The following is a 13,242-nucleotide window of genomic DNA, read 5'->3' on the forward strand; positions in this document are numbered from 1 at the left end:
GCCATGGCCAATGTCGTAATGCAGCCGCTCTCACCCGAACTGGGCTGGCCAAGCTACCAGCTTGGCCGGGTCGAGCGCTGGCGTGGGCAGCAGCACAGCATCCAGCAGGACTATATTGCCGAAGAGGTGCCGGTTTCGCTGGTCTATAACGGCGAACCGCATGTGGTGATGCTGATGACGCCGGCCAACATCGAGGATTTCGCGCTCGGCTTCAGCATCACCGAAGGCATCATTCAGGAACCTTCCGAACTGCTGTCGGTGCATGTGTATAACCGCTCGAACGGCATCGAAGCGCGCATCAAGATTCCCGAAGCGCGTTTTGCAAAGATGGCAGGCAAAGGCCGTAATATGACCGGCCGCACCGGCTGTGGGCTGTGCGGCGCGACAACCCTGCAACAAGCCGTGCGCGATGCCAAACACGTCTGCGGCAATTTGCAACTGCCGGCTGCAGAACTATTCGCGGCGCTGAACGAAATTCGAGAGCAACAAAAACTGAATCAATTGACCGGCGCGGTACATGCAGCCGCGTGGATCGTACCGGGACAAGGCATTCAATGCGTCCGCGAAGATGTCGGCCGCCACAATGCGCTCGACAAACTGATCGGCTTGTTATTGCGGCTTGGCAAGAATCCGGCCGGAGGCTTCCTGATCATGACCAGCCGCGCCAGTTACGAACTGGTGCAAAAAGCGGCCAGCGTCGGCGTTACCCTGTTGGCCGCGATGTCCGCTCCGACCGGATTGGCGATCCGTCTGGCCGAAGAATCCGGCATTACACTGGTCGGCTTCGCCCGCGACGACCAGCATGTCGTCTACAGCCATCCGGAGCGCCTGACCCACCTTACCTATCCGACTCTGATTACCTGAAAATTTAACGATGCATATCGAAAAACTGATCACAATGGCTAACGACATTAGCGAATTTTTCAACTCCGAAAGCGATAAGGAACTCGCGGCCGAGGGCGTCAAAAATCACATTAAAAGATCATGGGACCCCAGAATGCGGCAGCAAATCATTGCTTATTGCCAGCAAGACGGCAAGGAACTGACGCCCTTGGCGCTGAAGGCCGTGCAAAAACTGGTTTGATCGGGGCAGGACGGGATGTTTCATCCCTTCCATCTTTTTCGGAATGCCAGAGCCTTCACCATAATCCACTCTCAAAGATTTTAGGCAAAAAAAAGGAGGGCTTTGTTAGCCCTCCTCTTTGAACGGTATAGCTAGGTTTTTTTAGAAACCAAAACCGATATAGCCGCCGGCGGTAACGCCATCGGTATCAACGCCGTCCACATCATCCAATGAAAGATGGTAACGGGCATCCGCGCCAATGTGGATATCTTTCCACAAGTTATAATCCGCACCGGCGCCGAATCCCAGACCAGGATTTAATACGGTAATCGCGTCAGACGGCGGGCTGATTACGTTCAGCTCAAGACCGACTGGAATGACCCAAGGTCTGAATTTGCTGCCCTTCATGAATTTGATCTTTGGCGAAGCAGACAAAGTCAATTGATTGACGGTTGCAGACTGAGTATTGGCAGCAGGAAGATCTACACCCAATGAAGCCAATACAGCAGTTTCTTGAGGGGACAGGCCATTGGATTTTTTCTCGGCCAATTGTCTGTAGTCAATCAACAATTCAGCCGCAAGCTCGGTATTGTCCATCAAGCCGAACAAGTCGTCGTTGATGCTGAAATCGAATCCGGCGCCAAAATACCACCCGTCTTGGTCAGAGATAGATCCGACAGCCACGCCATTTCGATTAGATCCTACACCTGGAACATCGGTAGGATCCAAAGTGCCGCCTCTTCCACGATTCATATGATTGTAACCACCGCGGAAGAATGCCAAGTTGTCCTTGGTTTCAACCTTAATCGGAGCGGATTTGGTTTGTTGCATCCACTGATCCAGTTCCTGAACTTTTTCACAGTTGTTGCAAGTAGGCTGAGCGGCCGCGGCGCGCAGGCTGTTTATTTCGTTTTGCATTGCCTGCAATTGCGCTTCCAGAGCGTCCGCTTTGTTGCTTGCTGCTTCTGCTACCCGCTCCGCCTTTGAAGCGGCCAGAGCCTCCGGAGCGGAGACGATGCCCGCCAAGGCCAAAGCCGCAGCTGCGATTGCGCTGGGTGTATGAATTTTCTTGCTCATTTGATCCCCCTCATGAGGTTGTAATTTTACAAAATTTTGCTTTGAAACAACAAAGCGTATTTCACGGGGCTAATAATAGCAATAATATCGACCCATTACAAGTGTTTGCGATATTTTTTTCAATATAATTTTTTATTGTAAAACATACACTTATAAGATAATACAAAAAAAAACATAATCATTGTAAGCGTAAAACAACACCTTTTTGGTAAGTTTTTCATACCGACAACAACCTATTTAATGTTTCCTCCAAACGATTTATTAACTATAAAAGCAATTGTTAATAAACCTTTAACGCTTGAAAAACATCAAAATGTTGCCATTTAACAACAATAAGAAACAGAAAAATGAGACCCAAATAACGGACAAATTGTAGCGTCGCCATGTCAGCGGCATGCAGGTTTTACCAACAGTTCCCCCCTGTTACATCACCAAATACACAACCCAAAAGATCAATATCATGATAAATTAACCGGCTTTCTGGTTGCGCGGAGCATGATTTTGCCTGTCTTCAGCACAAAGCATGAGCTCCCCACATTTTTTACCTGACATCCCTAAAGCGACAAGCACACGGATCATTTCCGGCTTTTTCAATTTATCATGACCCAACATTCTGACATTACCCTCATCGGCGGCGGCATCGTCGGCCTTTTAACCGCCAGAGAACTGCATCAGGCCGGCGCCCGCGTCACGCTGATCGAAAAAAACCGGATCGGCCAGGAATCTTCCTGGGCGGGCGGCGGCATTTTGCTGCCTTTGTATCCTTGGCGGCAGCCGGATGCGATTTCCCGCCTGGTGATTCGCAGCCACGCCTTATACCCGTTGTTGGCCGAACAACTACTTCAAGACACCCATCTGGACCCCGAATGGACGCCTTGCGGACTGTTGATCGTAAAAAATCCCGATCTGCAAGCCGCCATCGACTGGTGCGAGCATTATGCGATTCGTTACGAGACGCCAGGCCAGGCGTTTTTCAACGATCTGCACACGGAGACCGACCATCCACTCTGGCTGCCCGATATTGCCCAGGCGCGCAATCCCCGGCTGGTCAAGTCGCTCAGGCAGGATCTGATCAACACAGGCATCAGGATCATCGAGGATTGCGAACTGCTGACGGCTTCGCTACGGCAAGGCCGGATTAGCGCGATCGACACCACGCAAGGCAAGTTTCCGGTCGACCACCTGGTCGTCAGCGCCGGCGCCTGGACCGGTCAACTCTTCTCACGTTTGTTTCCGGAACAACCGGCAACCAATGCGCCGGCCATCGCGCCGGTCAAGGGCCAGATGCTGCTGATCGAAGCGCAACCGGATACGCTCACGCACATGGTGCTCGATCAGGACCGCTACCTGATTCCGCGCCGCGACGGCAAGATTCTGGCCGGCAGTTCGGTCGAGCACGATCAGTTCGATAAAACGCTGTCGGCCAAAGTGCATGACCAGCTGAAGGATTTCGCATTCGCGCTGATGCCCAAGCTGAGTCAATTCCCGATCATCAAACACTGGGCCGGCCTCAGGCCGGGCACCGAGCATGGCGTCCCCTATATCGGCCGCCACCCCGAAATTGAGAATCTTTACCTCAACGCCGGTCATTTCAGAAACGGTCTGGCGATGGGGCCGGCTTCGGCCGAACTGTTGGCCGACCTGATCCTGAAGCGCACGCCGCGCGTCGCCCCGGAACCTTATCAATTTTCCAGTTTGCATTAACACCATTTGAACCGCATGAATCTTTATCCTTTATTGCGCCCCTTACTTTTCAAACTGAATCCTGAAGCCGCGCATGGCGTCACGCTGAAACTGCTCGACCTGGCCTCCGCCTCGGGCATCAGCCGCTGGATTTATCCCGAAATCAAGGCCGAACCGGTCGAGGTAATGGGACTGACCTTTAAAAATCCGGTCGGACTCGCGGCCGGCCTCGACAAAAACGGCGACCATATCGACGCCCTGGCCGCGCTCGGCTTCGGCTTCATCGAAATCGGCACGGTCACGCCGCGGCCGCAGCCCGGCAATCCGCAGCCGCGCTTGTTCAGGATGCCCGAACATCAGGCAATCATCAACCGGATGGGTTTCAACAACCTCGGCGTGGATCATCTGATCGAGCAGGTCCGCCAGGCCGATTACCAAGGCATTCTCGGCATCAACATCGGCAAGAATTTCGACACGCCGATCGAGCAGGCAACCGACGATTATCTGATAGGATTCCGCAAGGTCTATGCCTCGGCCAGCTATGTCACGATCAATATTTCCTCGCCGAATACGAAGAATCTGCGCCAATTGCAGCAGGGCGACGAACTTAAGACCCTGCTGTCGGCATTGAAGGAGGAACAATTCAAACTGGCCGAAACCCATCTGCGCTACGTGCCAATCGTCGTCAAAATCGCGCCCGATTTGAGCGATGAAGACATTGCGCAAATCGCTCGGCTTTTGGTTGGATTTGCGATCGACGGCGTAATTGCGACCAACACCACGCTGGGCCGTGACAAAATCGCAGGGCACCCCCTGGCTTCCGAGGCGGGCGGTTTGAGCGGCGCGCCGGTCAAGGAAAAATCGACGCATGTCGTGCGCGCGCTGGCGGCGGAATTGAACGGCCGCTGTCCGATCATCGCGGCGGGAGGGATTTTAAGCGGGATTGATGCGGCTGAGAAAATCGCGGCCGGCGCGAGTCTGATACAGATTTACAGCGGCTTGATTTATCAGGGGCCGCAGTTAATTGCGGAGTGTGTGCAGGGATTGAATACGGTGAAATAGGACACCGTCATGGTGGGCGGAAAAGCGCCGCCCACCCTACATTTGACCGGATTATTCGCCGGCGATCGACATCCGTTCGATCAGGATAGAACCGGTGCGGACATTGCCGCGCAGGTCGACATCGTTGCCGACCGCGACGATATGCTTGAACATGTCCTCCAGATTGCCGGCGATCGTGATTTCCTCGACCGGATATTGAATCTGGCCGTTTTCGACCCAGAAGCCGGCCGCGCCGCGCGAATAATCGCCGGTCACCATGTTCACGCCCTGCCCCATCAATTCGGTCACCAGCAAGCCGGTATCCAATAACTTAAGCATACCCTGAAAATCCAGCGCACCCGGATTGATGCTCAGATTGTGCACGCCGCCGGCGTTGCCGGTGCTTCTCATGCCGAGCTTGCGGGCCGAATAGGTGCTCAGCACATAACTGCGGACAATGCCTTCACTGACGATGTCATGCGGACGGGTCGCGACGCCTTCGCTGTCGTAGGCCGCGCTGCCGAGCGCGCCGATCAGGTGCGGCTGCTCATGGATATGAATGAATTCCGGAAAGACTTGCGTATCGAGCGCATCCAAGAGGAAGGAGGATTTCCGGTACAGCACGCCGCCGCTGATCGCGCCGATGAACGAGCCGAGCAGGCCGGAAGCGATCTCCGCCGAGTACAGCACCGGGCACTGCCGGGTGCTCAATGAGCGCGCGCCGAGCCGTCTCAGCGTGCGCTGCGCGGCTTTTTGGCCGACATGAATACCGGATTCCAGATCCAGAGGATTGCGCGCGACGCTGTACCAGTAATCGCGCTGCATGTTGCCGCCGCGTTCGGCCAGGACCGAGCAGCTCAAGGAATGCCGCGTGGACATCGACCCTTGCAGAAAACCGAGCGTATTGCCCATCACATGGATACCTTGGTGCGTATTCACGCTAGCGCCTTCCGAATTGCTGATTTCGGCATCGTAGCCGCGCGCGGCGTCCTCGCATTCGATCGCGAGCGCGATCGCGGCTTCCGCGTCGATCGCCCAGGGATGATTCAGCTGGAGATCGGGAAACTCGGTCGCCAGCAGGTCCCGTTCGGGCAGGCCGGCATAGTCGTCCGCATTCGTGTAACGGGCGATGCTGCATGCCGCCGCGACGGTGTCCTTGATCGCCTCGGGCGACAGATGCGTGGTGCTCGCCGAACCCTTGCGCTGACCGAAATAGACCGTGACTCCCAAGCCCTGATCGCGGTGATGCTCGATCGTTTCGACATCGCCCATCCGGGCCGTCACCGACAAGCCGTTTTCCTGACTGAGGCCCGCTTCCGCGGCGCTGGCGCCCTGCCTGATCGCCTCGTCCAGCAAGGACTGCACGATCGCTTTCAATTCGTTGATTTGATCCTGATTTTGCAAAATATGAGACTCTTCTAAAATACTCTATTGCCGTAAAGCGGATTGATGCAAGGAAGCCCCTTACATGGATTAAACACTCGTTCCGCCGACGGTCAAGCCGTCGATTTTCAAGGTCGGCTGGCCGACGCCGACCGGCACGCTCTGGCCTTCCTTGCCGCAGGTGCCGACGCCCGAATCCAGTTCCAGGTCGTTGCCGACCATCGACACCCGGGTCAATACATCCGGTCCGTTGCCGATCAAGGTGGCGCCTTTGACCGGCCGGGTGATCCTGCCGTTTTCGATCAGATAGGCTTCGCTGGCCGAAAACACAAACTTGCCGGAGGTAATATCGACCTGACCGCCGCCGAAGTTTTTCGCATAGATGCCTTTTTCGACGCTGCGAATGATTTCCTCGGGATTGTGCGGACCGGGCAGCATGTAGGTATTGGTCATCCGCGGCATCGGGGCATGCGCGTACGATTCGCGGCGTCCGTTGCCGGTCGGCCTGACCCCCATCAGCCGCGCATTCATCTTGTCCTGCATGTAGCCTTTCAGGATGCCTTTTTCGATCAAAATCGTTTGCTCGGTCGGCGTGCCTTCATCATCGATGCTCAACGAGCCGCGACGGCCCGGCAGAGCGCCGTCGTCGACGACCGTGCACAACGAAGACGCAACACGTTCGCCGACGCGGCCGCTGAAAGCGGACGTACCCTTGCGGTTGAAATCGCCTTCCAGGCCGTGACCGATCGCTTCATGCAGCAGGATACCCGGCCAACCCGGCCCCAATACGATAGTCATATTGCCGGCCGGCGCCTCGACCGCGTCGAGGTTCACCAAGGCCTGACGCACCGCTTCGCGGCCGTAATCGAGCGCCCTGTCCTGTTCGATAAAATAACGGTAATCGCTGCGCGCGCCGCCGCCCATGCTGCCCTGTTCGCGGCGGCCGTTCTGCACGACGATGACCGTCACGTTCATCCGCACCAAAGGCCGCACATCCGCGGCGAGCAGGCCGTCCGACCCGGCGACCAGGATGTGGTCATGGACGCCGATCAGGCTGACGATCACCTCCTCGATCCGGGGATCGAGCCTCCGCGTCTCGCTTTCGACCCTCCGTAACAGGTCGATCTTCTCTTGGTCTTCAAGCGATTTGATCGGGTCGATCGGCGGGTAGTAAGACGGCCAGTTGGCCGGCAAGGTCAAGCCTGCGCTGGCATTTTGCCCCTGGCGCACGATCGCCTTTACGTTATTGGCCGCCTCCAGCAGGACCGGCAATTCGATGCGGTCGCTGTAGGCAAAGCCGGTCTTGTCGCCGGACACCGCGCGCACGCCGGCGCCCTGCGCGATATTATGGCTGCCTTCCTTGATAATGCCGCCTTCCATGACCCAGGATTCGGCGCGGGTGGATTGAAAATAAATATCGGCCGCATCCGCCCGCGAGGACAAGAGGCGGCCCATGATCGTATCGATCTCGCTTTCGGTAATCCCGGAAGGTCTAAGGATGGCCTGTTTGGCCAGAGTAATCAATTCCATCAAAACAGTTCAGTTGGATTAAAGGGACGCACGGTCAATGCCGGATCATTAGTTCTCACGCAAATCCTCCTTCAGCGTCAAATAGAGCGCTTTGAGCAATTTATCGGCGCCGTCAGTCGGTTGGTCCTTATCCGCGACATCGCTGTCGGCAGCGGCCTCTTCGTCATCATGATCGGTTCGCTTCCGGTACTCGGCATCCTTGACCGGCGCGGCGGTCACCTTCGTTGCCGAGCCTTCGGCTGTCAGCGTCAACAGGAAGCCTTGCTTGGCATAATCGCCACTGAACAAGGCGACCGATTTTTCAATTAACGAGCCGTGCTCGGCCGCGTAGCTATCCGCATCGTAGCTGACATAAAATTTGCCCTTGTCGTGTTCGAGGTCGGTTACTTCGATACCGCTTTGGATCAGCGCCTGTTTCAGCGAGTTCCAGGCCACATCGAAGGACTGTTTGATCGTCAGCACCAAGGGCGGCGCGTCGTTGATCGAGACCAGATCGCCGAGGCCTTTTGGGGTTTTCGGCTCCGCATCTTCCTGATCTTCATCGGCGCTTGCGGCCGCTTCTTCTGCCGGCTTGTCCGCTTCGGCCTTGGCAGGCTCTTCCTCCGCTTCATGCTTCTCGATCACCAAGGTCGGGGGCCTCTCGAGCCCCGAAGTATCCCGATAGCGCGCATCGTCGGACGCGCAGGCCGCCAGCAACAAACACGCAAAAAGAACAGCCCAACGCAAGCGCATGCCTTGACCTACTAAATGAATCGACGGTGTTGCAACACCGGAAATGCGGTACGGACTTTCTCGAGGTGTTCCAGATCGATCTCGGCCGCGACAAAACCGCCGCCGGTTTTATAACAATCCAGCACTACGCCCCACGGATCGACAATCATGCTGTGCCCGAAGGTCTTGCGGCCGTTGATATGAAAACCGCCCTGATTCGGCGCGATGATATAGCACAGGTTTTCGACCGCGCGGGCGCGCAGCAAGAGCTCCCAGTGCGCGGCGCCGGTCTCGGCGGTAAATGCCGAAGGAATCACCAGGATTTCCATGCCCATCCGCGCCATCTCCCGGAAGAACTCCGGGAAACGCAGATCGTAACACACCGCGACGCCCATCCGGCCGAACGGCGTATCGAAAACCAAGGGATGAGCGCCGGCCTCGATCGAATCGGATTCCCGATAGACTTCGTTGGTACCGGGCACGCTGACATCGAAAAGATGCATCTTGTCATAGCGCGCGACCCGTTCGCCGCGGTCGTTATAGATCAGACAGGCCGCTCTGACTTTATTCTCCGCATCACCGGCGATCGGCATCGTGCCGCCGACGATCCAGACGCCGTATTTCAGGGCGGTCTCGGCTAAAAAATTTTGAATCGGGCCCTGACCGTCGACTTCCTTGACCCGGATTTTGTCCAGCTCATGCTCGCCCATCAGCGCAAAATTTTCCGGCAACGCGACCAGTTTCGCGCCGGCTTTTGCCGCTTCCGCGATCAGCTTCTCGGCTTCCAGCAGGTTAGCGCCGACATTGGGACTGGACGCCATCTGTATGGCCGCACACTTACTCATGCATTCCTCTTAAAATTATCATTATTAGTTATTTTTCAGCAGCGCGGGAAAGTCGGTGATTCCGCTCCAGGTTTTCTGAAACAACCCTTCCTTTTCATGCAAAGTAATAATCTCCGCATTGTCCCAGCCGCCTTTGACCAGATATTGCGAGCCGAAAAAAAAGCCTTCATGCTCGGTTCCGGTGATCGTTTTATCGATCAAGGCCGCAAACTTGCCCATAATTGTACCAGCAATGGGCACCGCCTCGGCACTTTTTGGCGCCACGTTGATGATGTGATCGACAGTCCTGTTCACATAATCGGTTTCGCCGCTGATCGAAATTTTGGCCGGCACCGCGTCGACGACCAGATCATCGGTCACCGCCTTGCCGCCCCCAAGCTTGAAACGCCCCTTGATGCTGTTGAAGGTCAGGCCTTCCTGGTACACGTCGCTGAAATCCAGTTGCAGGCGCTTGAACCACTGCGCCATCGACAGAATGCCGAGCACCCGCCCGAAGCCGGGCTCGATGCTCAGGATGCGTCCGCTCTTCAAGTCGACAGCCGCGAAGCCCTGCAAATCGGCCAGCGCAAACCCATAAGGCGGCGCCTGCCAATTCAGGTCGAAATCGACCACGCCGCTGGTCTCGGTCAAATCCTTGCTGATGTAGAGGCGATCCAACAACTCGCCGCCCTTGATCAATTCCAGCCGCCCCTTGACCTGGGTTTGCGCTTGCTTGCCTGCGTTTTTCCAGTCGCCGGTCAGCGTCAGCTTCTGATCCTTGCCCTGCAATTCGAAGCGGTCGAAAACCAAACCGCCCGGAACACGCTCGGTATTCATCACCAAACGGCCCAAATTGGCCGCTTTCCAGAAGGTCTTCTCGCTGCTGACCGAGAGCAGCGGGAAATAGTCGGAAGCGCCATCCTGGCCGCCTTGTTCCATTTTGAGGTTTGTCAATGCCGACACATCGAGCCGGTCCAGCTTCAGGTCTATCCTGTCGGGCCCTTTCAAATCTGCCGGCAGCTTGACCCGGCCTGCCAGGATCGAACTGTCGATGCGGCCATCCCAAAACGTCCCCGCGCGCTGCAAATCCAGATCGAAGCGCTTCAGATTGATCTCCCCCCAAAAGCCCTGATCGCCATGCACCTTGAGCTGGCGGATGTCTGCCTTCGCGCCCTGAGCCGATGCCTGTGCGCCGGCCAGTTTGATCCAGTCCTGCAATTGCAGCTTTTCACGCTTGATTTCGAGCTTCAAGCCGGGCTCTCGGCGTTGCTCCGCCCTACCGTCGCCCAGGAGTACATGCCCGGACGCGATCTGTTGTTTGTTCAAATCGATAAGGAGCGCCGCGCTGAAATCGTTGCCGTAGCTCAGCTCGACCGGCAACGCCGTCTTGTCGGCCAAATCAAACGTCAGGGACAGCTGTTTCTGTTGTTTTGCCGGCTTCGCCAACATGTCGGGCAAATCGAGCCCTACGCCATCCAAATCGGACTGGATCGACAAGGTCGGCTTGCCGTCCAGATGCGGCAGGCGCAAGGCCAGTCGATACGCCGTCTCGCCTTCTGCGAAATCGAGCCACGGCCAAGCGAATTGGGCGCGCAGAGCGTCGATGTCGACGCGCCCATCGACATGCACTTCGGTCTGCTCAGCGGCCGTTTCGAGCCTGGCCTTGACCGGGTAATTCAATAGCTCCGCGGCGAGATTCTCGCCATAGATGCCCTTATCGTCGAATTTGACGCGGCCGGTCACATGCCGCACCGGCAAATCCGGAGATTTCAGGCGCAACTCGGCATTTTCGAATCGGGCGTTTACATCGGTTTTATATTGCCCGCCCTGGCGCAGCGGAATTTGCAGATCCAGACCGATCTGGGTCTTGCCTTGCGGCGCTGCCACCCGCAAAAAGGCATCCGCGCGCGCGGCCAGCGGGGAATTCTGAATATATTCGAGCGCCTGGTTGATTTCGCCTTCCAGCTCGCCGTTGATCGACAGCTTGTCGGCGGTTTGCAGATGCTGAATCTCGGCAGATGCCTGCTTGACCGCCACGCCATGCGACGAACCCTGCCGCACCGTCGCCCGCAAGCCATCCTGGTAAAAAACGACTTCCGCTGCCATACCGGTCAGATTCGGCCAACCCGGCTGATAGGCAAGCTCCAGGTTTTCGACATCGAACATAACTTCGAAGACGCCACCCGCACCGGTAAACGGAAAATCGGCCGGATTGCCGTACAGCAGGAACCCGCCCCTAGGCACTTTGCCTTGCACAAACGCATGATCGAGCCAGCTCACCACATCGGGCCCCATGATTTTGGCAGGCAAATAGCGGCTCACAATCTTCACATCGGCGCAGGAAAACTGGCTCTGCAAATCGATGAACGGACTGCCGCCTGCATTCGGAACGGCAAGATGCAGCCGGTTTTGCATCTTTAACCCGCGCGACTCCAGCGCCAGTTGCGGGCTGTCGAAAGACCAGCCCTCGGCCGTTTGCCGCCATTGCACCCCGCCCTCGATACGATCGAACGGCACCGGCTCGCGGAACAGATTCGGCGCGTTGAAAAGCGCATCGGCGCCGGCCAGCTCGAGCGCTCCCTGTAGGCGACTGCCGTGAATGCGGCCCGACAGGTTATGGAATCCCGGGAAGGCGTTAACCGGTTCGATGCCGGCATGGCTGAAATCGCCGTTGACCGACAGCGACTGTTGTTCGGTATCCGCGAACAAGGCAAAATCCCGCAGTTCGCCTTTCAGCCCGGCATCCCGTAAAAACCGGGCCGCGGCGTCGTCAGCCGGCAGCAGAAATCGCCCCAACAACGCGGCTTCCTGTAAATCCAGATGTTCGGCGTACAGCCCGATCTGCCGGTTCGCTTTCTCCGCACCGCCAGTGCCCCCGACGCTGAATACCGCATCCGGCCAGGCTTTGATCTCGCCGCCGCTACGCGTCGCCAACTGAAGTTCCTTGATGTCCAGGCGCCAGCGCTGCTCGCTCAACGCCAAGCGAAACCGGCTGTGCAGTCGCTCGGCCGCGAACGTTTCCGCGCCGGGCCGCTTCAGTTTCAAACCCTTGATTTCGACCTGTCCCGCGACCGCAAGCGCTTGCGCCGGCTGCCAATCGCTCCAGACCTTCAGGTCGCCGCGCCCTGAGGCCAAGGTGATCGCCAGCGGCAAATCGAGCGTGACCCATTCGGGCAGGTTCAGGCTTTTGCCTTCGAGATAAGCGCGGCCCTGGAGCGACTTGAAATCGAACAGATCGCCGCTCACGTCCATCGACATCCGGAGCGTCTTGCCGAATTTTTCCGGCAACTCCATCCACACATTGACGCGATGATGTCCGTTCTCGTTGATCAGCGCCATATCGGCCGACGCGAAAGTCAACGGCCGCCCCTGTCTTTGCTCATCCTGCCAGGTAATGTCGCTGTCGATCACCTCATATTTGCCGGTCTCGAGCAGCCACAACGGATTGCCTTCGCTCGCTTTCAATCCGGCAATGCTCAATTTGCCGTCCGCATTGCGTTTGATGGTCAGTTTCGCGCCGACCAGCGTGACCCAGGACGACGCCAACAGCTCGCGTTTGAGCGCGGCCTGCAGCAAATGAATGCCGAGGCGGATTTCTTTCAGTTCGATCGCATTCTGCTTTCTCGCGGTGACCGAAGCGATGTCGATATCATTCAGCACAATTTCGGGACTGAAGCCGCGCACGCGCGCGCCGAGCTTGCCGATTTTTACCGGCGCGCCGACCATCACGCTGACTCTAGCCGCCAATCTGGCCTTATAACCCTCGACGCTGGACAAAACCAGACGCACGCTGGTCATGCCCAGCGCGATGATGATCAGACTCCAGAAAATCAGGTGCCGGGTAGCTCGGGTAATATGGTGGATCATGAAAAACAGGTGAAAAGCAAAAAGCTCAAGGGCAAAGTATAAGCGTTGAAGGAGCCGCAGTTT

General features: G+C 56.9%; 10 protein-coding genes. 4 read left to right on the forward strand and 6 right to left on the reverse strand.

What is annotated here, in order from left to right; translation table 11 throughout:
• The first annotated feature begins 3 nt into the window (after positions 1–3).
• Both fdhD and METLA_RS0107485 read left to right on the forward strand, forming a co-directional pair.
• Complete coding sequence (gene fdhD / locus METLA_RS0107480) at positions 4–864, forward strand: formate dehydrogenase accessory sulfurtransferase FdhD (RefSeq protein ID WP_024297950.1); 861 nt, start codon at positions 4–6, stop codon at positions 862–864.
• A gap of 34 nt (positions 865–898) precedes the next feature.
• The gene (locus METLA_RS0107485; protein ID WP_425411744.1) at positions 899–1,084 is read left to right on the forward strand and encodes a formate dehydrogenase subunit delta; all 186 of its coding nucleotides are present in this window, start codon (positions 899–901) and stop codon (positions 1,082–1,084) included.
• A 141-nt stretch (positions 1,085–1,225) separates the two neighbouring features.
• Here METLA_RS0107485 and METLA_RS0107490 read toward each other — a convergent pair whose 3' ends face one another.
• A complete protein-coding gene (locus METLA_RS0107490) occupies positions 1,226–2,140 on the reverse strand; it encodes a hypothetical protein (protein WP_024297952.1) in 915 nt (304 codons plus the stop codon).
• A gap of 600 nt (positions 2,141–2,740) precedes the next feature.
• Here METLA_RS0107490 and thiO point away from each other — a divergent pair.
• Both thiO and METLA_RS0107500 read left to right on the forward strand, forming a co-directional pair.
• Complete coding sequence (gene thiO, locus METLA_RS0107495; RefSeq protein ID WP_024297953.1) at positions 2,741–3,844, forward strand: glycine oxidase ThiO; 1,104 nt, start codon at positions 2,741–2,743, stop codon at positions 3,842–3,844.
• A gap of 15 nt (positions 3,845–3,859) precedes the next feature.
• Positions 3,860–4,885, forward strand: coding sequence for a quinone-dependent dihydroorotate dehydrogenase (locus tag METLA_RS0107500; RefSeq protein WP_024297954.1), 1,026 nt, complete (start codon positions 3,860–3,862; stop codon positions 4,883–4,885).
• A gap of 51 nt (positions 4,886–4,936) precedes the next feature.
• Here METLA_RS0107500 and pmbA read toward each other — a convergent pair whose 3' ends face one another.
• The 5 genes from pmbA to METLA_RS0107525 form a co-directional block, all read right to left on the reverse strand.
• Complete coding sequence (gene pmbA / locus METLA_RS0107505) at positions 4,937–6,268, reverse strand: metalloprotease PmbA (RefSeq protein WP_024297955.1); 1,332 nt, start codon at positions 6,266–6,268, stop codon at positions 4,937–4,939.
• Positions 6,269–6,337: 69 nt separating this feature from the next.
• Complete coding sequence (tldD, locus tag METLA_RS0107510; protein WP_024297956.1) at positions 6,338–7,777, reverse strand: metalloprotease TldD; 1,440 nt, start codon at positions 7,775–7,777, stop codon at positions 6,338–6,340.
• Between the two features lie 48 nt (positions 7,778–7,825).
• Positions 7,826–8,509, reverse strand: coding sequence for an outer membrane protein assembly factor BamC (gene bamC / locus METLA_RS0107515; RefSeq protein ID WP_024297957.1), 684 nt, complete (start codon positions 8,507–8,509; stop codon positions 7,826–7,828).
• An 11-nt stretch (positions 8,510–8,520) separates the two neighbouring features.
• Positions 8,521–9,333, reverse strand: coding sequence for a carbon-nitrogen hydrolase family protein (locus METLA_RS0107520; protein WP_024297958.1), 813 nt, complete (start codon positions 9,331–9,333; stop codon positions 8,521–8,523).
• Between the two features lie 24 nt (positions 9,334–9,357).
• Complete coding sequence (locus METLA_RS0107525; protein WP_024297959.1) at positions 9,358–13,179, reverse strand: YhdP family protein; 3,822 nt, start codon at positions 13,177–13,179, stop codon at positions 9,358–9,360.
• Positions 13,180–13,242: the final 63 nt, after the last annotated feature.

Origin of the sequence: Methylomicrobium lacus LW14, assembly GCF_000527095.1 — a bacterium.
GTDB classification, from domain to species: domain Bacteria; phylum Pseudomonadota; class Gammaproteobacteria; order Methylococcales; family Methylomonadaceae; genus Methylomicrobium; species Methylomicrobium lacus.

Bases quoted from the DNA above. Each gene is read 5' to 3' on its own strand.
- METLA_RS0107490 (WP_024297952.1), bottom strand. From the start codon at position 2,140: ATGAGCAAGAAAATTCATACACCCAGCGCAATCGCAGCTGCGGCTTTG.
- METLA_RS0107525 (WP_024297959.1), bottom strand. From the start codon at position 13,179: ATGATCCACCATATTACCCGAGCTACCCGGCACCTGATTTTCTGGAGT.
- METLA_RS0107485 (WP_425411744.1), top strand. From the start codon at position 899: ATGGCTAACGACATTAGCGAATTTTTCAACTCCGAAAGCGATAAGGAA.
- thiO (WP_024297953.1), top strand. From the start codon at position 2,741: ATGACCCAACATTCTGACATTACCCTCATCGGCGGCGGCATCGTCGGC.
- fdhD (WP_024297950.1), top strand. From the start codon at position 4: ATGGCCAATGTCGTAATGCAGCCGCTCTCACCCGAACTGGGCTGGCCA.
- bamC (WP_024297957.1), bottom strand. From the start codon at position 8,509: ATGCGCTTGCGTTGGGCTGTTCTTTTTGCGTGTTTGTTGCTGGCGGCC.
- METLA_RS0107500 (WP_024297954.1), top strand. From the start codon at position 3,860: ATGAATCTTTATCCTTTATTGCGCCCCTTACTTTTCAAACTGAATCCT.
- tldD (WP_024297956.1), bottom strand. From the start codon at position 7,777: ATGGAATTGATTACTCTGGCCAAACAGGCCATCCTTAGACCTTCCGGG.
- METLA_RS0107520 (WP_024297958.1), bottom strand. From the start codon at position 9,333: ATGAGTAAGTGTGCGGCCATACAGATGGCGTCCAGTCCCAATGTCGGC.